At 61.8% G+C, this 22,758-nt stretch carries 18 protein-coding genes; 10 read left to right on the plus strand and 8 right to left on the minus strand.

All coding sequences use genetic code 11. The features are described 5' to 3' along the window. Positions 1-139 precede the first annotated feature (139 nt). From ACEN2T_RS04125 to yegS, 8 genes are all read left to right on the plus strand, one after another. Entirely contained in the window at positions 140-1,807 is a 1,668-nt protein-coding gene (locus ACEN2T_RS04125) for a ShlB/FhaC/HecB family hemolysin secretion/activation protein (RefSeq protein ID WP_032887923.1), read from the plus strand. 11 nt (positions 1,808-1,818) lie between these two features. Continuing rightward, the gene (locus ACEN2T_RS04130; RefSeq protein ID WP_032887925.1) at positions 1,819-2,340 is read left to right on the plus strand and encodes a toxin-activating lysine-acyltransferase; all 522 of its coding nucleotides are present in this window, start codon (positions 1,819-1,821) and stop codon (positions 2,338-2,340) included. A gap of 24 nt (positions 2,341-2,364) precedes the next feature. Next, complete coding sequence (locus ACEN2T_RS04135) at positions 2,365-10,116, plus strand: hemagglutinin repeat-containing protein (RefSeq protein ID WP_442116346.1); 7,752 nt, start codon at positions 2,365-2,367, stop codon at positions 10,114-10,116. Between the two features lie 11 nt (positions 10,117-10,127). After that, on the plus strand, positions 10,128-10,439 hold the full coding sequence (locus ACEN2T_RS04140) for a hypothetical protein (protein ID WP_032887929.1): 312 nt from the start codon (positions 10,128-10,130) through the stop codon (positions 10,437-10,439). A gap of 59 nt (positions 10,440-10,498) precedes the next feature. Then, entirely contained in the window at positions 10,499-10,807 is a 309-nt protein-coding gene (locus ACEN2T_RS04145) for a hypothetical protein (protein WP_032887930.1), read from the plus strand. Between the two features lie 24 nt (positions 10,808-10,831). Continuing rightward, positions 10,832-11,158, plus strand: coding sequence for a hypothetical protein (locus tag ACEN2T_RS04150; RefSeq protein ID WP_032887932.1), 327 nt, complete (start codon positions 10,832-10,834; stop codon positions 11,156-11,158). Positions 11,159-11,191: 33 nt separating this feature from the next. After that, positions 11,192-11,737, plus strand: a complete 546-nt coding sequence (locus ACEN2T_RS04155; protein ID WP_442116347.1) for a hypothetical protein — start codon at positions 11,192-11,194, stop codon at positions 11,735-11,737. Positions 11,738-11,829: 92 nt separating this feature from the next. After that, positions 11,830-12,747 carry a lipid kinase YegS gene (gene yegS, locus ACEN2T_RS04160; RefSeq protein WP_442116348.1) on the plus strand — a complete coding sequence of 306 codons (918 nt, stop codon included), beginning with the start codon at positions 11,830-11,832 and terminating at the stop codon, positions 12,745-12,747. On the opposite strand, the gene ACEN2T_RS04165 is transcribed toward yegS, so the two are convergent. The 3 genes from ACEN2T_RS04165 to ACEN2T_RS04175 form a co-directional block, all read right to left on the minus strand. Continuing rightward, positions 12,706-13,365 carry a response regulator transcription factor gene (locus ACEN2T_RS04165; protein ID WP_032887937.1) on the minus strand — a complete coding sequence of 220 codons (660 nt, stop codon included), beginning with the start codon at positions 13,363-13,365 and terminating at the stop codon, positions 12,706-12,708. The genes yegS and ACEN2T_RS04165 overlap by 42 nt on opposite strands. Then, positions 13,362-14,255 (minus strand): sensor histidine kinase, encoded by an 894-nt coding sequence (locus ACEN2T_RS04170; protein ID WP_122754418.1) that lies wholly within the window; start codon positions 14,253-14,255, stop codon positions 13,362-13,364. The genes ACEN2T_RS04165 and ACEN2T_RS04170 overlap by 4 nt, the downstream gene beginning before the upstream one ends. Before the next feature lie 354 nt (positions 14,256-14,609). Further along, on the minus strand, positions 14,610-15,059 hold the full coding sequence (locus ACEN2T_RS04175; RefSeq protein ID WP_177326444.1) for a hypothetical protein: 450 nt from the start codon (positions 15,057-15,059) through the stop codon (positions 14,610-14,612). Positions 15,060-15,612: 553 nt separating this feature from the next. On the opposite strand from ACEN2T_RS04175, the gene ACEN2T_RS04180 reads away from it, so the two are divergent. Then, on the plus strand, positions 15,613-16,548 hold the full coding sequence (locus tag ACEN2T_RS04180) for a chemotaxis protein CheV (RefSeq protein ID WP_032887940.1): 936 nt from the start codon (positions 15,613-15,615) through the stop codon (positions 16,546-16,548). A gap of 39 nt (positions 16,549-16,587) precedes the next feature. Then, positions 16,588-17,394: an MOSC domain-containing protein gene (locus ACEN2T_RS04185; protein WP_032887942.1), complete on the plus strand. Its 807-nt coding sequence runs from the start codon at positions 16,588-16,590 to the stop codon at positions 17,392-17,394. Between the two features lie 65 nt (positions 17,395-17,459). Here ACEN2T_RS04185 and ppnP read toward each other — a convergent pair whose 3' ends face one another. The 5 genes from ppnP to atuD all read right to left on the minus strand — a co-directional run bounded on the left by ppnP (position 17,460) and on the right by atuD (position 22,748). Then, positions 17,460-17,744 carry a pyrimidine/purine nucleoside phosphorylase gene (ppnP, locus tag ACEN2T_RS04190; RefSeq protein WP_032887944.1) on the minus strand — a complete coding sequence of 95 codons (285 nt, stop codon included), beginning with the start codon at positions 17,742-17,744 and terminating at the stop codon, positions 17,460-17,462. Between the two features lie 64 nt (positions 17,745-17,808). Beyond that, positions 17,809-18,351 (minus strand): exonuclease domain-containing protein, encoded by a 543-nt coding sequence (locus tag ACEN2T_RS04195; protein WP_442116349.1) that lies wholly within the window; start codon positions 18,349-18,351, stop codon positions 17,809-17,811. Positions 18,352-18,424: 73 nt separating this feature from the next. Next, a complete protein-coding gene (locus ACEN2T_RS04200; RefSeq protein ID WP_442116350.1) occupies positions 18,425-20,308 on the minus strand; it encodes an acetyl-CoA carboxylase biotin carboxylase subunit in 1,884 nt (627 codons plus the stop codon). A 524-nt stretch (positions 20,309-20,832) separates the two neighbouring features. Continuing rightward, positions 20,833-21,594: an enoyl-CoA hydratase/isomerase family protein gene (locus ACEN2T_RS04205; RefSeq protein ID WP_032887950.1), complete on the minus strand. Its 762-nt coding sequence runs from the start codon at positions 21,592-21,594 to the stop codon at positions 20,833-20,835. After that, the gene (gene atuD, locus ACEN2T_RS04210; protein ID WP_442116351.1) at positions 21,591-22,748 is read right to left on the minus strand and encodes a citronellyl-CoA dehydrogenase; all 1,158 of its coding nucleotides are present in this window, start codon (positions 22,746-22,748) and stop codon (positions 21,591-21,593) included. The genes ACEN2T_RS04205 and atuD overlap by 4 nt, the downstream gene beginning before the upstream one ends. Positions 22,749-22,758 lie beyond the last annotated feature (10 nt).

The raw sequence follows: 22,758 nt of genomic DNA on the forward strand, positions 1-22,758 counted from the left end.
TTTGTGTCGTTGTGGTGACAAAGCCTGCGCATGTAGGAAGTTTCACTCACAAGGATGCGAAATGTCTCTCGTCGCTGTATCTAGAACAAAACCATCAGTTTTGCTGCAGTCGTGCGTTTCCACCTGTACTGCAGTTGGTTTGCTAGCCAGCGCGGCTGCGTTTGCGGCCGAGCCGCAAGCGCCGGCCCAGCAATTGATCCAGCAGCAACAGCGCGAGCGTGCACAACGCGAGCAGCTGGAACCGTCGCCCGACGTTCGCCTGCAAGCGCCCCAAGACACCGAAGCCAGCCTGCGCCTGCCGCGTGATGAAACGCCGTGCTTCAAGATCGACCGCGTGGTGCTCAGTGGCGACCAGGCCGAGGATTTCCAGTGGGCCCTGCGTGCCGCCAACCCGTCCGATGATCCAGTGCAAGGGCGTTGTGTTGGCGCGCGCGGGATCAACCTGACCATGAAGCGCATCCAGAATGCGATCATCGCCAAAGGTTTTATTACCACCCGCGTGCTGGCCCAGGCCCAGGACTTGAATCAGGGCACCCTGTCCCTGGTGGTGGTGCCCGGCCGGATCAAACACATCCGTTTTGCCGCCGGCACCTCGGCCCGCGCCAACTATTGGAATGCGATGCCCGCGTCCGATGGCGATGTGCTGAACCTGCGCGACATCGAACAGGCGCTGGAAAACTTCAAGCGCGTGCCCACCGCCGAAGCCGACGTACAGATCACCCCCGCCGAAGGCGCCGATGCGCAGCCAGGTGAAAGCGATGTGGTGATCGCCTGGAAGCAGGCCGTGCCCGTGCGGGTCAGCCTGTCGGTGGACGACTCCGGCAGCAAGCAGACCGGCAAGTACCAGGGCAACGTCGCGCTGTCGCTGGATAACCTGGCGACCCTCAACGACCTGTTCTACATCAGCTTCAACCACGACCTCGGCGGCGGCGAAAGCGGCGACCGTGGGTCCAAGGGCCACACCATTCACTACTCGGTGCCCTACGACTATTGGCAGTTGAGCCTGACCTCCAGCGAATACGACTACCACCAGACGATCGCCGGGGTGAACCAGGCGTATTCCTACAGCGGCCGCAGCCGGACCAATGAGGTGCAGCTGTCGCGCGTGATCTATCGCGACGCGGTGCGCAAGACCACCGTGTCCCTCGGTGGCTGGAGCCGTACCTCCAGCAACTACATCGAAGACACCGAAATCGAATTTCAGCGCCGGCGCATGGCCGGTTGGCAGGCCGGGATCAATCACCGTGAATTCATCGGTGCGAACACCCTCGACCTTGGCGTCGGCTATCGCCGTGGCACCGGTGCGCGCGATGCCTTGCGCGCACCCGAGGAAGAAAACGGCGAAGGCACGTCGCGCTCGCAGATCATTACCGCCAACGCGCAATTGCAAGTGCCGTTCAGCGTCGGCCAGCAGAAGCTGCGTTACATCGGCGGCTGGCGCGGCCAATGGAATCGCACGCCGCTGATTCCCCAGGACCGCTTTTCAATCGGTGGGCGCTACACCGTGCGCGGCTTTGATGGCGAGCAGATTCTGTCGGCGGAACGCGGCTGGACCTTCAGCAACGACCTCGGCCTGAGCCTGGGCAACACCGGTCAGGAACTCTATCTGGGCGTGGATTACGGCCAGGTTGGCGGGCATTCCACCGAGTACTTGCTGGGTCGCCGGCTGGCCGGTGCGGTGGTAGGCCTGCGCGGCGGCTACAAGCAGTTTTCCTATGACATCTACACCGGCAAACCTCTGGAAAAACCCAAGGGTTTCCAGACTGCCGACGTGACCAGTGGCTTCAGCGCCAACTGGTCATTTTGAAGGAGGCCAGCATGTCGGATGACACCCTCGAAGTGCTCGCGCCCACGGGGCCCGACAGTCCCATCGACGAAGCCCAGGTGTTGGGTTCGGCGGTGTGGTTGTGGATGCACTCGGCGGCGCATCGCGATGCGCCATTGCACAGCCTGTCGACCCTGTTGCTGCCGGCGATCAAGCGCCGTCAGTTCATCCTGATCAGCGAAGCGGGGCGCCCGGTGTTTTTCCTGTCGTGGCTCAACCTCAGTGCCGAGGCCGAGGCGCGCTACCTGCGCGAACCAGCCGTCTGCCTGCCTGCCGCGGATTGGGACAGCGGCGACCGCCTGTGGATCAACGACTGGGTCGCGCCGTTCGGGCATACCCGACGAGTCAGCGGCCTGTTGCGACGGCGGCTGTGGCCCGGGCGGATCTTCCGTTCGCTGTACCACCGAGGCGATGAGCGCGGACTGCGCGTCATGAATTTCCAGGGTATCGCCGTCCTGGACCTGGAGGCGCAAGCCTGGTTTGCCACTCACCCGTTACCCAGCGACGCGCTCTGATCAGCCACCGCGCAAAGGACTTGCATGAATAAGCATCTGTATCGAATTGTTTTCAACCAGGCTCGCGGCCTGCTGATGGTGGTGGCCGAAAACGTCAAGAGCGCGTGCAAGGCTCCCGGCACGACCGGCGCCGTAGCGCGCCCGGGTACGGCGGTTGCCACGCTGACGCCGCTGCGGTTTGCGCTGATGCTGGGCATGGGCTGGGTCGCGCTGGCGGCGCCGGTACAAGCGCAGGTGGTGGTCGATGGCTCCGCACCGGCGGGCCAGCGCCCGACCATCGGCGCCGCCGGCAACGGCACCACGGTGGTGGACATCACCCGGCCAAGCGGTGCGGGCGTGTCGCGCAACACCTACACCCAGTTCGACGTGGACAAGCGCGGGGTGATCCTCAACAACGGCGTGACCAACAGCCAGACTCAACTGGGCGGGTGGATCGAAGGCAACCGCAACCTGGCCAACGGCAGCGCACGGGTGATTCTCAACGAGGTCAATTCGAGCAACCCTAGCCAGTTGCGCGGCTTTGTCGAAGTGGGGGGCTCCAAGGCGCAGGTGGTAATTGCCAACCCGTCGGGCATCACCTGTGAAGGCTGCGGGTTTATAAACGCCGACCGCGCGACCCTGACCACCGGGCGCGCGCAGTTCGAGAACGGCCTGATCAGCGGCTATGAAGTCTCGGGCGGCAAGATCAGCATCGGCGGCGAAGGCATGGACACCAGCCGCGCCGACTACACCGAAATCATCGCGCGCACCGTCGAGGTGAACGCGGGCATCTGGTCCAAAGACTTGACCATCAAGGCCGGCACCACCGGCGCGGCACCGACCGACACGCCAACCGTCGCCATCGACGTGGCGCAGTTGGGCGGCATGTACGCGGGCAAGATCACCTTGGTCGGCAATGGCGCAGGCGTGGGCGTGCGCAATGCCGGGCAGATCGGCTCCAGCGCCGGTGAAGTGGTGATCGGCACCGACGGCCGGATCGAAAACCACGGCCAGATCAGCAGCGCCACCGATTTGACCGCCCGCGCCGACAAGGGCATCGACAACGACGGCACGCTGTACGCCCAAGGCAACCTGGCCGTGCACACCGCTGGTGATATCGACAACCGTGGCATCGTGTCCGCCCAGGGCAATGCCGCGCTGACCGCCACCGGCGCCAATTCAGCGATTCGCAGCCACGCAGGTTCCGCATTGGCCGCGGGCGTGGACAGTACCGGCAAGCTCGGCAGCAGCGGTTCGCTGACGCTGACCTCGGCTGGCACCTTGACCGCCAAAGGCCAGAACCTCGCCGCGCAGACTCTCAAGGCCAGCGCCGCCCAGGTCGACCTGAGTGACAGCCAGACGTCCGCCCAGACCGTTGAGTTGACCAGCACCGCCGGCAATCTCGACTTGCGTCGCAGCCGCGTCACCGCCGGCCGCGCCCTCACGGCCGACGCTAACCAGAGCGTGCTCAGCGATGCTGCACAGGTAGGCGCGGCACAGATCAGCGTGACCGCGCTGGACCTGTCCAACGTCGGCGGCAAGTGGGTGCAGACCGGCAGCAACGGTATGCAGATGACCGTCGCGCGCAGCCTCGACAACAGTGGCGGTACGCTGTCCAGCGGTGGCGCCCTCGTCGTCAGCGCTGACACCCTGAACAACGCGGATGGCCTGGTGCAGTCGGGTGGCCTTGGCGACTTGTCCGTCACCGCGCGCCAGCACCTGAACAATCAGAAGGGCAAGCTGGTCACCGCCGCGCAATTGACCCTCGACGGCGGCACCCTGGACAACAGCAGCGGGCAGATCACCGCCGGCGGCGCGCTGGGGATCAAGGCCGCGCAGTTGAACAACGCCAATGGCACCGTCGCGGCCACGCAAACCTTGACGGTCAAGACCGACAGCCTGCAGAACCAGGGCGGCACCCTCGGTTCGGTGGCCGCCGACCTGATCCTCAACAGCGACACCAGCGTGCTCGACAACCGTGGCGGGCGTCTGGAGGCAGCCAAGGCGCTGACCCTCAATGCACTCGGCCTGAACAACCAAGGTGGGGTGATCACCGGCGCGCAACTGCTGCTCAATACCCAGGGCCAGCAACTCGACAACAGTGCAGGCACCGTTAACGCCAGCGACACGCTGAGCGTCGACAGCGGCGCGTTGATCAACGACGGCGGCATCATGCAGGCCAAGTCGGACCTGCGCGTGGATACCCACGGCCAACAGCTGAGCAACCGCAATTCCGGCAGCACCGGCGGCATCCTCGGCCAGCGCGACGTCACCGTGCGCGCCGGTCAAGTGTTCAACGACCAAGGCTTTATCGGCAGCGCGCGCACCCTGGACATCAACGCCCAGCAACTGAGCAACCAGGCGGGCTTGTTGCGCGCCGACGGGCATCTGTTGCTGACCGCCGCGAGCGTGGACAACAGCGCGACCCAGGGCGCGAACCAGGGCATCAAGGGCCAGAGCGTCGATCTCGACACCGATACGCTGACCAACCGCGCTGGCTCAATCGTGTCCGACACCACGCTGAACGTGAAGGGCAGCGGCAGCGTGGACAACGACGCGGGCATCCTCTCGGCGGGCAGCGTGCTGACCCTGGCCGATCGCAATCCGGCGCAGAAAAGCCTGGCCATCAACAACGGCGCGGGCACCCTGATTGGGGGCCAGTCCGTGTTGCTCGATAGTGCCAATTACAGCGGCGCCGGCAAGGTCCAAAGCCTCGGCGACCTGACCTTCCGGTTGACTCAAAACTTCATCAACAGCGGCCTGGTGCAGAGCAACGGCGACCTGTCGCTGCAGACTGGCGGCACGATGACCAACCAGGGGGCGGTGCAGTCCGGCGCGCTGGTGCGCGTGGATGCCGGCGCTATCGACAACGGTGCCAACGGCGTGATCAGTGGGCGGCGTGTGCAGGCCAACGCGGTCAACCAATTCGACAACCGTGGCGTGGTCGACGGCGAGACGACCCGCCTCAGTGCTGCGACCCTGAACAACCTCGGTACCGGGCGCCTCTACGGTGATCATTTGTCGATCACCGCCGGTACGCTCAACAACATCCTCGAAGGCGCAACGGCGGCGACCATCGCGGCACGCAACCGCCTGGATATCGGCGCTCAGGTCATCAACAACCGTGAGCACGGACTGATCTTCAGCGCCGGCGATACGGTGATCGGCGGCTTGCTTGACGCCAACGACCAGGCCAGCGGCCAGGCACAGGTGCTCAACAATGCGAGCGCCACCGTCGAAGCCCTGGGCCATCTGAGCGTCAACGCCAAGCAGATCAACAACACCAACGAACACTTCGCCACCGACCGCGTGCTGGTGTCCAACCAAGTGCTGCAGGAGTACCTGCTGTCGGGCTCGACCAACCGTTACACGCCGGACCAGATCTCGCTGTACAACGACGAGGTGCTGCACCTGGTCACGCCGGAAGGCTACGGCACGCGCTGGAACCGCTATGACTACACGCGCAGCGTCACCGAGACGCAAATTGTCAGCTCCGACCCTGCGCAGATGCTTGCCGGTGGCAACCTCACGTTGATCGCCGACCAGGTGCTCAACGACAAGAGCCGGATCATTGCCGGGCAGGCGCTCAACGGCAGCATCGGCCAAGTGATCAACACCGAAGTGACCGGCGAACGGGTCACGGCCGACAACGGCAGCGTGGCCAATTACTATCGCATCCAGCGCAAGGGCCGTGACCGCCAGGGCGTCGGCCTGACCGGTTATACGCCGGCGCCGCTGATCGAGCAGATCTCCCTTAAACCCACGGTGTACACCGAGTACGCGGCCATCAACGGCAGCGGCACCCAGGTTGGCGCGCTGGTTCTGGCCAACGTTACCGACAGCACTGCGGGTACCGGTGAGCTGGCGGGCGCTGGCCGCACCCACGCCGTGAGCCCGATCAGTGAAGTGAAGGCACTGACCCAACTGGACGCGGCAGGCGCGGTGGAGCAGATCCGCACGGGTGGTTTCAACCCCGACCTGCCCAACAGCAGCCTGTTCCAGACCAACCCGAACAGCACCGCCGGTTATCTGGTGGAGACCGACCCGCGCTTCGCTAACTACCGCAAGTGGTTGTCTTCGGACTACATGCTCGGGCGCCTGAACCTCGACCCGGCGGCCACGCAGCAGCGTCTCGGCGACGGCTTCTACGAACAGAAGCTGATCCGTGAGCAAATCGCGCAACTCACCGGCCGGCGCTTTCTCGACGGCTACGCCAGTGATGAGGAACAGTATCGCGGCATGATCGACAGCGCCGTGACCCTGGCGGATCAGTGGAAACTGATTCCTGGTGTCGCCCTGACCGCCGAACAAATGGCGCAGTTGACCAGCGACATCGTGTGGCTGGTGTCCAAGGACGTCACGCTGGCGAGCGGTGAAGTCCGTCAGGTGCTCGTGCCGCAAGTCTATGTGCGGGTTCGCGAAGGTGATCTGGATGGCTCCGGCGCACTGATGGCTGGGCGCACGTTGAACCTTGATGTGCGCGGTGATTTGGTGAACTCCGGCAGCCTGTCCGGGCGCGATGGCGTGAACATCAGCGTGCAGAACCTCGACAACCTCGGCGGCCGTATCCAGGGCAACGACGTGGCCCTGACCGCCAGCCAGGACATCAACAACATCGGCGGCCTGATTAGCGCCAACAGCCGTCTGGCCCTGAGCGCCGGCAACGACATCAATGTGCGCTCGGTCACCACCGACAGCGAGAGCGATCAGGGCACCCGCACCGGCTTGTCGCGGGTGGCGGGGTTGTACGTGTCGGCACCGGCGGCGAACCTGATTGCCACCGCCGGCAACGATATCAACCTGCAAGCCGCGCAAGTGAGCAACACCGGCGTCGGCGGCAAGACGTCGCTGGTGGCGGGCAACGACATCACCCTGACTACAGTGAAAGAGTCCTACACCCAGTCCAACCAGTGGGATGGCGACAACTGGCGCAAGGAAGCCGGACGCAATGAAGTCGGCAGTTCGGTGCAGGCCAACGGCGATGTTCGCGTGGGCGCCGGGCGTGACGTGCAGGTGCGCGGGGCGATGGTCAACAGCGACGCGGGGGCTGTTGCTGTGAGTGCGGTGCGCGACATCAATGTCGAGGCCGGCGAGCGCTTCAACAGCGCCGACGAAGCGCACAAGGTCAAGGGCAGCAACGGGATGTTTTCGAGCAAGACCACCACCACCCGCGACACGGTCAGCCAGACCACCGCACAGGCCTCGACCTTCAGTGGCGAGCAGGCGGTGATGCAGGCCGGCAACAACATCACGATTACGGGTAGCAACGTGGTTTCCACATCGGGCACGGTGCTGGCGGCGGGCAACGACATCAAGGTATTGGCAGCCACCGAGCAACTTGACGAAAAACACATGAAGGATGTGAAGACCAGCGGTATGTTCAGCGGGGGCGCCATTGCCGTCACCGTTGGTTCCAAGCAACAGACCAATAAAGACAGTAGTCAGCAGACTACGGCGGCCGCGAGTAACATTGGCGCAACCGACGGCAACGTGCTGATCAGCGCCGGCGGCGAATACCGTCAGGTGGGCAGCAATGTAAACGCGCCCAATGGCGATGTGTCGATCGACGCGTCCGAGGTCAATATCCTCGAAGCGCGCAACCTCAGTGCGCAGCAGCAGGAGCAGCGCTTCAAGCAGACCGGCGTGAGCCTGACCCTGACCAACCCGATCGTGAGTGCGGTACAGACCGGCCAGCGCATGAACAAAGCCGCTGAACGTACCGATGACAAACGTATGAAAACTTTGGCGGCGCTGAGTACTGTGTGGGCCGCCAGCGATGCGCACACTCAGGTCATGGCTGACCCGGCGGCGGCGGGCGGTATCAACTTGAGCATTGCCCTGGGCATGAACAAGAGCGAGAGCAAAAGCGAGCAGACCAGCAACACCGCAGCCGCTTCGACGGTCGCGGCGGGAGGGGATGTGACGATCGTGTCCTCGGGCGGCACGCGCAACAACAACCTGACCGTGCAGGGCAGTGAGATCACGGCGGGCAACAATGCGTTGTTGAAAGCTGACGGCAACATCCTGCTGGCGGGTGCGCAGAACACCATCGAGCAACACAGCACCAACAAAAGCGTCAACGGCAGCCTTGGCATCGGCATCTCGTTTGGTAGCGAGAAAAACGGTCTGAGCTTCAACGCGTCCGCCTCTCAGAGCCGTGGCAATGCCGATGGCAATGACTTGGTGTGGAGCAATACCCACGTGACTGCCGGCAAAGAGGTCAGTCTGATTTCCGGTAAGGACACCACCCTGCGTGGTGCGGTGGTGTCGGGTGAGACGGTCAAGGCCGATATCGGCGGCGACCTGAATGTCGAGAGCCTGCAGGACACCAGCACCTTCGCGTCCGAGCAGAAGAGCATGAGCGCCGGGATCAGCATCTGTATCCCGCCGGTCTGTGCCGGTGCGGCGACCGCTAGCTTCAGCTCCACCAACGCCAAGCAGAAGTCCAACTTTGCCAGCGTGATCGAACAATCGGGCATACGTGCCGGCGACGGTGGTTTCGACATCAACGTGCGCGGCAATACCGACCTCAAGGGTGGCGTGATCGCCAGTTCCGACAAGGCCATTGCCGACGGCAAAAACAGCCTGACCACCGGCACGCTGACGGTGTCCGACATCCACAACGTGTCCGAAGCCAGCGCCAAAACTTCAGGCGTCGACCTGAGTTCGGACATGCTCGACGGCAAACTGGGCACGGCCAAGGCGCTGCTCGCCAACAGCATCAACAACGGCTCGGACTCCGACTCCGCCGACAGCGACACCCGCAGCGCGATCAGCGCCGGCACCTTGGTGATCACCAATGCCGAGCGCCAGCGTGTGGTTGGCGGCATGACGGTTGACCAGACAATTGCCAACCTGAACCGCAACACCGAGGCCGCCCATGTCGCCGTGGGACGGTTGGATGTGGCGGAAATGGGGCGCAAGGTAGCGGCTGAGCAGGAGATCAAGCGTGAGTTCTATCATCAGGTCTCGCTGCTGGCGGATGAGGCGTATCGCAAGATCTTTATCGAGAAGGCGCGGGTGTATGAGGTCTCGAAGGACAAGGAGGGCAAAGTTCAACGTCGCGAACTGAGCGACGAAGAGAAAATGAACCTCAAGAAAGGGCCGGACGGCAAAGTGCATATCGCCAACAACGGCATTTTCAATGATGCCGACGCTGCGGCCAAATACGCCGAGCAGCACAGTTCGGCTGATAGCGGGCCGCAATACTTGATCCACTTCGAGCAAGCCAACAACTTCACTTCCGAGCTGATGATCGCTGCTTATCAGAAGAATCTGGAGAATGATTTCTGGGGGTTGTCCAATGCAACGGTGCAAACCAAAGACTACATGACGCAGTTCGGCCAGAGCGGGTTGCACATCGATGGTCACAGCCGGGGCACGTTGACCACTGGCAGCGCCATGGAGTCGCTGGCCCGTGATCCGGCCAACGTGGGCATTCTCGGCAAAACGTCGATGAACTTCTTCGGTGCTGCCTACAGCGTGCAGAAGGCCGACTCGTTGTTAGGGGTCTTACAGAGTCGTTCAGGGGTGAGCTCCGAATCACAGCGCGAGGCGATGGAGCTGCGCTACCAGAATCACAATCTCGATCCGGTTGCGCGCTTGCCGCTCGTAGGGTTCAACCCCGCTACGGGCGGTACGGTCCCGGACGGCAGCGTGCGTGTATGGGAATGGCTGAAAGTGCTTGGCGGCGATAAGACAGTGCACAACTGCTACGGCAATGGAGGGCCCGCCTGCAAGCCCTTCTGGAAAGATTCAACCGATGGCGTTCCACACTTTAAGCGCGCCGGAGAATAAGGAAGAACGTTATGTTGAGAAGTACGTTGCTGTTGACTATTGGCGCTGTGTTACTGACCGGCTGCACGGGGAGGGGCTTTCAACCGCCGCCGCCGGAATTCACCAATTGGAAAAAAAGTGGGGTCTCCCAAGAAGGCGTCAAGAGTGCGATGAGAGCTTGCGGGTATATCAACCTGACAGGCACGGGGGACACAACGCCTATTGACCAGGTACTCACACAGTTTTATTGCATGAAAGACTCGGGTTTCAAGCGCACAGATAACATTGACCTGTGCAAAGAAGGCCGCATTGGTGAATCACCGGTGTGCGAAGGCCGCCGTTAATCGATCACTGAAAGGTCGCAGGGAATGAACGATTTACGCAAACCTTAAGGAACACCCCTATGTCCAGGAGCGGGCTGCTGTTGAGTGTTTGCGCTGTACTGCTGGTCGGCTGCACAGGCAGGGGTTTTCAGCCGCCGCCGCCTGATTTTGTCTATTGGCAAAAGAGTGGGGTCTCTGTAGAGGGCGTCAAGAGCAGTATGCTCGCGTGCGGGTACGAGAATGTGGCGGGCACGGGCGGCGGCTCAATCGATGAGCGGCTTAGGAGCTTCTACTGCATGAAAGATGCGGGCTTCACACGCAAAGATAACTTGGACATGTGCAAGCTTGGCCGTATCGGCGAATCACCGGTGTGCGAAGGCCGTCGGTAACCCATCCCTAAAAGGAAGCAAGGAATGAACGATTTACGCAATGGACTGTACGGCGTCGCGCTGGCATTGGCGGCGACAGGGTTGGGCGGTTGCGCCTCGTCGATGACGGTCACCGGCGAGCCGGGGGTGAGGATGGGCCAGAGCTATGCACAGGTGCTCGCGGTGGTCAGCCGCAACAACGCCGTGACCAAGCAGGTCGATGGCGAAGGCTTCCGGGCGGAGGGTTACTCGTCGATGTTCAAGGACTGCCGCATCAAGTACTTCATCTTTCAGGGCGCCGATGGCTTGCAGCAGGTGAAGTACGAGCCCGCACCGCAGTTGTCGGTCAGCCAGAATTGCCGTCAGCCGTAAACAGCCCTTTATTCCTTTGCGAGTTGACTGCTGATGAGCGTTTTACGTGGGGTTCCCGTGGCGTTGCTGGTGCTGCTGACAGGCTGCGGCCAAGTGGCGAATATCCGTTCCTTGTCCACCGGCTACGTCGCACCAACGACTGGCGAGACTGCCCGTGTGCGGTTGATCACCGATGGTCTGGTGCGCGCGGTGCCGGGGCGTGATTGCCTGGACTGGAATGTACCGGGCGCTGGGGTGATGGCGTCGACGAAAGCGGGCTTCCCCGATCACAACGGCGAGAGCCTGGGCATGCCTGGGCCGATTTACTCGTGGGCGGCTGCCGTATCGTCGGAGTTGGTGGTGCCGGCGAACACCCCGATCGCGTTTCATTACTTGGGGAAACTGCAGTATTCCCGGCAATGCTCCAGCACCATGACCTTTGTGCCTCGGCCGGGGATGGACTACATGGTGCAGGCGTCCATCTATGCGAGCTGTTCGTTCCAGCTGCACGAGCTGCCGCCGGGCGGTAAGCAATGGGTCGAGGTGGAGCCTGCGCCCAAGGGCAAGGTGTCGATGTGCAACGCGATGGATAATTTCTAGCGAGCCAATTATTTTTCGACCTTAATGACTTTTTCCTACTCCTCAAAGGTCAACATCCTTCAAGCACCATTGACTCCAGGAGTACGCCCCCCATGACCACCCCCAAGGCACTGTTGATCCTTCACGGCAAGCAAGCCCTCAACGAGGACGTACGCGCGGCCGTGCTGGCCCGGCGCGAGTTGGGTTTGGAGCTGGCGGTGCGGGTGACGTGGGAGGGCGGTGACGCTCAACGGCTGGTCAAGGAGGCTGTGGACGGCGGTTACACCCACATCATTGCCGGCGGCGGCGACGGCACGTTGCGCGACGTGGCCGAAGCCATGGCCCAGGCCAAGAGCGACGCCAGCCTGGTGCTGATGCCCCTGGGCACCGCCAATGATTTTGCCAAGGCTGCCGGCGTGCCGTTGGAGCCTGCCCAGGCCCTGGCATTGCTGGATGTGCCCCCTAGGGCAATCGACCTCGGCCAGGTCGGCGGGCAGATTTTCCTGAACATGGCCACTGGCGGCTTTGGTAGCCAGGTCACGGCCAATACCTCCGAAGATTTGAAGAAAGTCCTCGGCGGCGCTGCTTATCTGTTTACCGGCCTGACGCGCTTCAGCGAGTTGAAGGCCGCCTACGGTGAGCTGGAAGGACCGGACTTTCACTGGAAGGGCGAGTTGCTGGCGCTGGGCATCGGCAACGGCCGCCAGGCGGGCGGGGGGCACATACTGTGCCCCGGCGCATTGGCCGATGATGGTTTGCTCGACATCAGCATTCTGCCGGCGCCTCAGGAAGTGGTCGGCACGCTGCTCAATCTGGTGAGCGACGGTGGGATCGACAACATGTTCGTACGGGCGCGCCTGCCGTGGGTCGATATCAAGGTGGCGCAGGGCTTGTACATCAACCTCGATGGCGAGCCGCTGGAAGGTGACGACCTGCACTTCGAGGCGTTGCCCAAGGCGCTTCGCGTGCATTTGCCGGTGGATTCGCCCCTAGTCGTCCAGGCTGATGATCTGCTCGCGCACAGCGAATAACACCAGGCCTGCCACATCAAATATCTGCAGACGCTTCATGATTTGCGAACGGTGGGCTTCTACGGTCTTGATGCTCAGGCCCAGGCCGTGGGCGATCTCACGGGTGGATTTGCCGCGCACGATCAGGCGCAGGATCTCCAGTTGGCGTGCCGTGAGGTTATGGCTTTGACCGGCGGGCGTGATCGGCCCCTGGCTGCGCACCAGCGCCTGGTTGATCACGGTGTGGGCGATCGCCGGGCTCAGGTAGCGCTCGTTGTTGCGCAAGGCCTGCAGCGCGTGTTCCAGCTCATTGGCGGTAGTGTCCTTGAGCAGGTAGCCATGGGCACCGGCTTGCAGCGCGCGCATGATCAACTCCGGGTCGGTGTGCATCGACAGGATCAGCACCTTGCTCTTGGGGTGCGCACTCTTGAGTTGCTTTAAAGCGTCGAGGCCGCCGGTGTGCTTCATCGACAGGTCCAGCAGCACAATGTCCGGCAGCAAGCGATTGAACTGCTCCAGCAACTGGGCGCCATCGCTGGCTTCGCCCGTCACCGTGTAGCCGGGAATATCCTGGATCAGCGCACGCACGCCGGCCCTGATCAGGGCATGATCGTCCACCAGAAGTAATGTGCAGGTCACTCGATAACCTTAGGGGCGCTGGCCCGTTCGAGGGCGCGGGGCGCCCAGGGGAAGAGCGCTTCGATGCGCGTCCCGTTGCCTGGCTGGCTGCTCACGGACAATGTGCCGCCAAGCTGATCAACCCGCTCGGACATGCCGGCCATGCCCCGCTGGCCTTCCAGGCTGGGATTGATGGCGGGCAAAAAACCCTGGCCGTCATCACAAATGCTCAGCGACAGGCCTTCGGGTAGACGTTGCAGGCGCACCAGCAGGTTGTGTGCCTGGGCGTGGCGCAGCATGTTGGTGACGGCTTCCTGGGTGATGCGAAAGGCCGCCACGGCCATTTCTTCCGGGATGCCGGTCAGCCGTTGCTGGCATTCCAGGCTCCAGTGCACCGGGGTGTTTTCCAGGGTCTTGAGCAGGTGCGCGCGCAGGCTGGCTTCCAGGCCCAGGCTGGCGAGCTGTCGGGGGTTGAGGATGGCAGAGACGTCGCGCACCTTGGCCAGGGTCTCGTTCAAGGTATTGCACAAGACGTTGCACTGGGTTTGCAGCTCATCCGGCATACGGCGCTTGAGCCATTCGCTTTGCAGCTTGGCGGCGGTCAGCAGTTGCCCGATGTCGTCATGCAGTTCGCGGCTGAGGCGGTGGCGTTCGTTTTCCTGCACTTGCAGCAGGCGATCGGCCAATTCCTGGGGCTGGAACTTGATGGATTTGCGCGAGTACCACTGTTGCAGGCCTACCACCAATAAGGTGGCCAGGTTGAGCAGCAGTACCATCAGCGGCAGCGGTGCGGAATGGGCGTAGGCCCACAGGCTCAGCAGCAGTGAGCCAAGGCATAGCGTGAGGATCAAACGGCGTGCATTGCTGCGGGACGCGGACCTTGCGATGAATGTCTTGAGGCTGGCATGCATAGCGGATGGAGCCAATAAAGGTTCGCTGCGGGAAGACCGGTCGACACTGACCGGGCGCTGTTTGAGATACGTTATTGAATCGTTTTCAAAGTTAATAAATTCAGTCACTTTGAGGGGGTGATAGTACCACTACTCTTACCGTCGGTCGCCAGGCGCCTGTCTGGCGGGATTATCTGAGCGCGCAAATATTCAGGGACGATAGTCCCAAAGTTAATGAAGGGGGGATGTATTACTTCAACAGGAATGTAGAGGTTATGGCTAATTGATATCTACGCGTGCGCCATTCAGTTTCAATGGGTTGGTTAAACCTGTCGTTTTTAGAAAGCTGCGCGTTATTTACGACCTCATAACCGCTCAGGACGAGGGGTGTAAACGCTGCTGCGGTTTATATCTGAAATCCTTTTGTGGGATTTGCAGTGTGACCGTAGCAATCAATGAGGTTTGTTCCGATTCATCCAGTGCCAATAGGCCTGTCTTTGCATCGATAAGCTCCAGTTGCCAGGCCAGCAGTCTCAGGCAGTCTTCCAGGGCGCTCAGGGCCTGATCATGCAGCTGCAACGGGTTTTCGGCGTTGGCGATCACGTATTGGATATGCCGCGAAAATTCGCTGATCGCCTGCAGGGCGAGGCAATCGGCTTTTTCGGCGAGCTTGATCAGGCTGGCTTTCATGCAGTCGATGGCGTCGCTGTCGTTGCGAATCAGATGCAGGTGACTCAGGCACTCTTCCGACTTGGCCAGCAGGTTTTCAGCCTCGTGCAGGAATTCGGGAAGTGCAAGTTGCCACTCGTTACCGTCGTTCATCATGCAAGTCTCCACAACATAAGGTGGGGTGATGAGAGGTCGCATTGGGTGAGTGGCGTAAAACTACTGCTGAAAGATAACTGGAGTCTGTAGGTTGCTTCTGAGCGTTCAGTAGGACGTTTATTTGAATGATGGCGACGGCTGCGCGCGGCCCTCGTGAGCGGGCTCAATTGCACACCTTCAGTTGCCGCGACGTGAGTGTCTGGTAGACCCGTGGAACGAGGGCTTGGGATGGCAAACAAAGCCTGACTCCATTCATGCAATGAGAATGGCGTCACATTAATGACTATTAGATAAAGCGAATATCAGGTTGGGCCTGATTGCTTATAGGGGAATCCCTTACATGTCGGAACTTTACATCGCTTTGAATGTCCGGCAACGCCGATGTACCGCTGTCTGGAGAGGTTCATGCAGTAGAGCATGATGTCAGTGTGACATCAATGAATTTACGTGGCATTTTAGCAGGGGGTCAAGGTCTGGCTTTCGCCGCCGATAACAGCAGTAATGAATTGCACAATCCCTTCGCGCATCTAGCTGCGCACACCAGGAGCTTTTGATGGCCGGCATTCTCGACACAGTAGACCAACGCACGCAACTGGTGGGTGAGAATCGCCTGGAGATCCTCATGTTTCGCCTGGCCGGGCGGCAACTGTTCGCAATCAACGTGTTCAAGGTGCAGGAAGTCCTGCAACTGCCCAAGCTGACCCTGATGCCTCAGCGTCACCCCTTCGTGTGCGGCGTGGTCAACCTGCGTGGCCAGACCTTGCCGGTGATCGACCTGTCCCAGGCCATCGGCATGCGCCCACTGGTACCGGGCCCGAACAGCACCATCATCGTCACCGAGTACAACCGCTCGGTACAGGCGTTCCTGGTGGGTGGTGTGGACCGCATCGTCAACATGAACTGGGAATCCATCCTGCCGCCGCCGACCAGCGCCGGGCGTCAGCACTACCTGACCGCCATCAGCAAGGTCGATGACCAATTGGTGGAGATCATCGACGTGGAAAAAGTCCTCGCCGAGATCGTGCCCTATAACGCCAAAGTTTCCCGTGAAAAACTTGAAGATCCGGTGTTGGAACGTGCCCGTGGTCGCGAAGTGCTGCTGGTGGACGACTCCAACGTCGCCCTGTCGCAACTGCGCGACACCTTGGGTCAACTGGGTGTGAAGATGCACATCGCCAGCGACGGCCTCAAGGCACTGAACATGCTCAAGGCCTGGGCCGACGCCGGCCACGTAATGACCGACAAGCTTCTGATGATCTTCACCGACGCCGAAATGCCCGAGATGGACGGCTACCGCCTCACCACCGAAATTCGCAACGATCCACGCCTGCGCAAGCTCTACGTGGTGCTGCACACCTCGCTGTCTGGCAGCTTCAACGACTCGATGGTGAAGAAGGTTGGGTGCGACAACTTCCTGTCCAAATTCCAGCCCGACAAACTGGTGGATGTGGTGCGCCAGCGACTGATGCTGGACGAAGCCACCGCTTGACCTTAGGGTTGCATCTTTGCCCCTCAGGAATGCAGGCCCATGCTTCGTCTCAGCGCGTTGTACCGTTACCCCTTGAAGTCCGGCAAGGCCGAAACCTTGCAGCACATCGGCCTGGATAAACTCGGGTTGAATGGGGATCGACGCTGGATGCTGGTGGACGAGGCCAGCGGGCGTTTCCTCACGCAGCGGGCGGTGGCGAAGATGAGCCAACTCTCTGCGCTGTGGAACCGCACGGGCGGCCTGACCTTGAGTTCGCCTGGCTATGCGCCGCTGGACGTGGCGCTGCCCGGCAGCGACGCCGAGTTGCGCGGCGTGACCATCTGGCGCGACACCTTGCGCGTACCGGACGCCGGTGATGAAGCTGCCGCCTGGGTCAGCGACTTTATCGGCAAGCCGACACGGCTGGTGCAGATGCCCTTGGACCGCGCCCGCACCACCCAGGCCGGTTTCGGGCGTGATGATGATCAGGTGGCGTTTGCCGATGGTTATCCGTTGCTGCTGATCGGGCAAGCGTCGCTCGACGACCTCTCGCAAAAAATCGGCCGCCCCATGGAGATGCTCCGCTTTCGCCCGAACCTCGTGATCGAGGGCGGCGAAGCTTTCGCGGAAGATGGCTGGAAGCGTCTGCGCATTGGTGATGTGGAGTTTCGCGCCGTGAAACCCTGCTCACGTTGCATTCTCACCACCATCGACCCGCAAACCGGTGAACGCAGCGCCGACCGTGAACCGTTTGTCACGTTGGAGGCTTATCGCAAGACGGAGGACGGCGCGATGTTCGGCCAGAACCTGGTCAACGATGGTAATGGACGCCTGGAAGTGGGCATGCCAGTGACCATTCTCGAATAGCCTTCGGCGCCCATAAAAAATGCCCGTCTCCCACGAGACGGGCATTTTTTTGACCGGGCGAATGCTTAGCCGCGGTACTCGCACAGGTAAGCAGTATCCACGGCGACCTTCAGTTGGAACTTGCTGTTGGCCGGTACGTGGAACTGGCTGCCGGCGGCGAAGGTTTCCCACTCGCTGGCGTCAGGCAGTTTAACGGTCAGGGCGCCGGAGACTACGTGCATGATTTCACGCTGGGCGGTGCCGAATTCGTATTCACCCGGGGCCATCACGCCGATGGTCGCCGGACCTTCTGCGGTGCCGAAAGCGATCGACTTGACGGTGCCGTCGAAGTACTCGTTGACTTTGAACATGGGCGAATCCTCGGAAAAAGGGTCTGGAAAGGTCGGCCAGTATGCCCAAGGGCAGGGGAGCTGCCTAGACCGGTAAAATCAGCGGCAACAGGCGCGCGGTATTGCGTGCATCTTCCAGCGCCCGATGTTGCTGGCCATGGAACTGCATTCCCGCCAATTGAAGGGCGCCATTGAGGCCCAAGGGCTTGTCCAGGCGCCGGGCCTTGGCGAAGCGCTGCTTGAGGTTCACATGAGGTGTCTTGGCGAGTGCACTCACCAGGCTGTTGCGCTGCCATTCGAGCTCAAGCTGCGCGCGGTCATAGTCACCCCAACTCGCCCAGCCTTCCAGGCGCGGTTGATGCTGGCCCAGCCAGCGTTCGAACAGCGTCCACACCTCGGTGATGGGCGCGGCGGTGTCGATATTGGCCTGGGTGATATGGGTCAGCTGGCGGCAAAAGGGCGTCAGCAATGGGCGCCGCAATGGCCGCACAAAGCGCTGGAAGTGGTCCAGTTCGCGGCCCTGGCGGTTCACCAGGCTCGCGCCGATCTCGATGACTTCCATCTCCGTCACGGGCCAGCCGCCTTCATCCGTTGTGGCTTCAAGGTCAATAATCAGCCAATGAGGCATTGTGCAGGTTCCCGTACTCGTCCCTTCCTGATGGGGATAGAGCGTAGCCCGGCCCTGTAGTTCCGCCTAGGGACTATTCGATCTCCAGCAATACCTGCCGATTACGCACCTGATCGCCTGCCATTACCTGCACGGCCTTGATCACACCGTCGATGCCCGCCGTGAGCGGGTGCTCCATTTTCATGGCTTCAAGCACCAGCAGCAGTTGGCCTTTGCCGACACGCTCGCCTGCACGGACCCGCACATCGACAATGGCGCCATCCATCGGCGCCTTGACCGTGCCGCTGCTGGCGTCGGCCTGGCGGCGGGCGACCTGTTGGGTGCGGTTGGTCACGGTCAGGCCAGGTAGCCGTAATTGGTCGCCGTCGAGGTGGTAAGCGATACGGCGCCGGATCCCGTTGAGCACGCGCGTGGCGTAGCGGCCGTCGGTGCTGAGTTGCAGGTCGTCAACGGTGACCGTTTGAAGGTCGCCGTTGACCTCCAGGCGGTATGTCCAGGGGATGCTTGCGTTATTGCGCCATCCCGCCAGACCCAGGGCGTGCTGGTCGGCGCTGTGGTGATAAAACAGCGCGGCGGCCAGGGCAAGCTGTTCTTTCGACGCGGCGGGCGGCGGGATTTCGCGAAAGTGCTCGGCGATAAACCCGGTGCTGAAATGGCCGTCGATAAAGTCCGGTTGCTTGAGCAGATCGGCCAGCAGTTGCTGGTTGGTATTGACGCCCAGCAGCACGGTGTCTTCCACGGCGCGCAGCAGCTTGCGCCGCGCCTCTTCGCGGGTGGCGCCGTGGGCGATGATCTTGGCTTGCATGGCGTCATAGAACGGGCTGATTGTTTGGCCTTCGCTGACGCCATGGTCAATACGTACGCCTGCGGCCGGCTCCCAGCGCAGCACCTCACCGGTTTGCGGGAGGAAACCTTGGGCCGGGTCTTCGGCGTACAGGCGCACTTCCATGGCATGGCCGCTCAGGGTCACCTCTTTTTGGCTCAATGGCAGTGGGTGGCCGGCGGCGACCAGCAGTTGCCAGGCCACCAAGTCCAGGCCGGTAATCAGCTCGGTGACCGGGTGCTCCACTTGCAGGCGCGTGTTCATTTCCAGGAAGTAGAACTGACCGTTGCGGGCGAGCAGAAATTCCACGGTGCCGGCGCCGACGTAATTCACCGCGCGCCCGGCCTTTAGCGCCGCCTCGCCCATGGCCTGGCGCAGTTCCGGGGTCATGACAGGGCAGGGCGCTTCTTCGACGATTTTTTGGTGGCGACGCTGGATCGAGCAGTCGCGTTCGCCTAGGTAGATCAGATTGCCGTGGCTGTCGCCGAACAGTTGGATTTCGACGTGACGCGGGTCGATCAGTGCCTGTTCGAGGATCAGTTCGTCACTGCCGAAGGCGTTCTGCGCTTCGGAGCGGGCGGTGCGCAATTGCTCCAGCAAGTGCTCGGGTTTGTGCACCAGGCGCATGCCTCGGCCACCGCCGCCGGCGCTGGCCTTGATCATCAGCGGGTAGCCGATGCGGTCGGCCTGGTGTTGCAGGGTGGTGTCGTCCTGGGCGCTGCCCTGGTAGCCGGCGATGCAAGGCACTTCGGCTTCCAGCATGGCGAGTTTGGAGAGGCGCTTGCTGCCCATCAGTTCGATGGCCTCGACGCTGGGGCCGATGAAGATCAGGCCGGCGTCTTGGCACGCGCGGGCGAAACCGGGGTTTTCCGAGAGGAAGCCGTAGCCGGGGTGTATGGCGTCGGCGCCGGTTTTTTCGGCGGCCTCAAGGATGGCCGGGATGTTGAGGTAGGACTGTTGTACCGGGGCGGGGCCGATGCGCACGGCTTCGTCGGCCATCTGCACGTGAAGGGCCTGCGCGTCGGCGTCGCTGTAGACGGCGACGGTGCGGTAGCCCAATGCCTGGGCCGTGCGCTGGATGCGGCAGGCGATTTCACCGCGGTTGGCGATCAGGATCTTGTTGAACTGCGGCATAGGTGTTTTCCCTGGGACTGAGTACATATCCGTTTCTTCGGTAACGGCAATCTATGGTTCCGCGCTTACAAAGGGTGGCCTTCGCCCCAACACTCGGTACCCGGCCGAGGCTCGGTGTGCCAGCTTGTTTGACTGGGCGATCGCAGTTCGAATGTGGGAGGGGGCTTGCTCCCGATAGCAGTGGTTCAGTTACACATCTGTTGGCTGATACACCGCCATCGGGAGCAAGCCCCCTCCCACATTTGGATCTCCACCTATCAGATAGGTCTCACCCTGCTTTTGACCTGCTTTTGATCTGACCCTTACATCCTTTTCGCTGACGAAGTCAGCGGTCTTTTGATCTTGATCTCAGGCGCCCCGTTAAACACGCTGGCCGCACACCGAGCATGGGCGAGGTGCCGAGTGTTGGGACATGAGCCTTTTGCTTGTGTTTGGCTGGGCTGGCATTCCGGCTCTTCCAAAGTGAGTCGCCGTAAGGGCCAAACCATAGGCAGCCGTTACCCAAATAACGGATATACCCCCAATCAACGAGCCCACTCAGGCCGACGCCTCTGCAAAAAAGCCCGAGTCCCCTCAACCCCCTCCGCCCCGCTGACCGCCTCGGCAAACCACTGCGCCCCGCGATCCAACACAACCCCAATCGGCTCATCCACGCTGGCCAACAACAACGCCTTGGTGCGCGCGTTGGCGCCTGGTGCGCAGCGCAGCACCTGCCCCAGGACTTCATCCAAACGTTCCGCCAACGCCTGCGGATCGCGCTCGGTGAAGTGCACAAGCCCCAGCCGCTCAGCTTCCTGCCCATCAAATCGCGCGGCGGTCAGTGCCAGTCTCCGCGCCTGGGTCAGACCGATCCGCTTGACCACAAAGGGCGCAATCTGCGCCGGCAGCAACCCCAGGCTGGTTTCCGGCAAACCGAACTGCGCCTGGTGATCGGCAATCGCGATGTCGCTCACACAGGCCAAGCCAAACCCGCCGCCGAGCACCGCGCCTTGCAGCACCACGATGACCACTTGCGACACGGCTTCAACCTCTTGCAGCAACGTGCCAAAGGCCCGGTTCAGCGCCTGCAATTGATCGCCTGCGCTGACCAAGTCCTTCACGTCGGCTCCCGCGCAGAAATGCCCGCCGGCGCCGCTCAGAACCACCGCGCGGACTTGGTCGTCGAGTTGGGCCACTACCGCTCGCAGTTCGTTGACCATCTCCAGGCTCATGGCGTTGCGGCATTCGGGCCGATTGAGGGTGATGTGCAGCACGCCGTTATGGGGCTCCAGCAGCAAGGTGCTCATGGTTTTTTCCCCGGTAGCGTGCCCATCAGTTTGCAGATGATGCCCAGCATGATTTCGTCGGCACCGCCGCCAATCGATACCAGACGCACATCGCGATAAGCACGGGCTACGGGGTTGTCCCACATAAAGCCCATGCCGCCCCAGTATTGCAGGCAACTGTCGCTGACCTCACGGCCAAGGCGTCCGGCCTTGAGTTTGGCCATGGAGGCCAGGCGGGTCACGTCCTGGCCTTTGATGTATTGCTCGGTGGCCTGGTAAACCAGCGCCCGCAGGCATTCGATTTCGGTGGCCAGTTCGGCCAGGCGAAAGTGGATCACCTGGTTGTCGATCAGCGCTTTGCCGAAGGTCTGGCGTTCCTTGCAGTACTCGATGGTGCTGTCGATGCAGTACTCCAGGCCCTTGATCATATTGGCTGCGCCGAACAGGCGTTCTTCCTGGAATTGCAGCATCTGCATCATGAAGCCCGCGCCTTCGTGGCCGATACGGTTGCGCTGGGGGATGCGTACGTTGTCGAAGAACACCTGGGCGGTCTCGGAGCTGTGCATGCCGAGTTTTTCCAGGGGCGTGCTGACGCTGATGCCGGGGGTGTTCATCGGCAGCATGATCAGCGATTTGTTGATGTGCGGCTTGTCGTCCGAGGTGTTGGCCAGCAGGCACATGAAGTCCGCGCTGGGCGAGTTGGTGATCCACATTTTGCTGCCGTTGATCACGTAGTCATCGCCGTCCTTGCGTGCGTAGGTCTTGAGCCCGGCCACGTCGGAGCCGGCGCCGGTTTCCGAGACGCCGACGCAACCGACTTGCTCGCCGCTGATGGCCGGGCGCAGGAATTCGTCGCGCAGTGCATCGCAGCCGAAGCGGGCGAGGGCGGGGGTGCACATATCGGTCTGCACGCCGATGGACATGGGAATGCCGCCGCAGCGAATGGTGCCGAATTCTTCGGCGGCGACGATCGAGTAGCTGTAGTCCAGGCCCATGCCGCCGAACTGTTCGGGTTTGGAAATGCCCAGCAGCCCGAGTTCGCCGGCCTTGCGCAAGATCGCGTGGATGGGAAAGCGCCCGGCTTTTTCCCATTCGTCCACGTAGGGGTTGATCTCGCGGTCGACGAAGGCGCGGACGGTGCGGCGCAGTTCCTGATGTTCCTGGGTGAAGATCATTGTTCTTGTT

Source organism: Pseudomonas sp. W22_MBD1_FP4 (assembly GCF_052113765.1).
Lineage (GTDB): Bacteria > Pseudomonadota > Gammaproteobacteria > Pseudomonadales > Pseudomonadaceae > Aquipseudomonas > Aquipseudomonas sivasensis.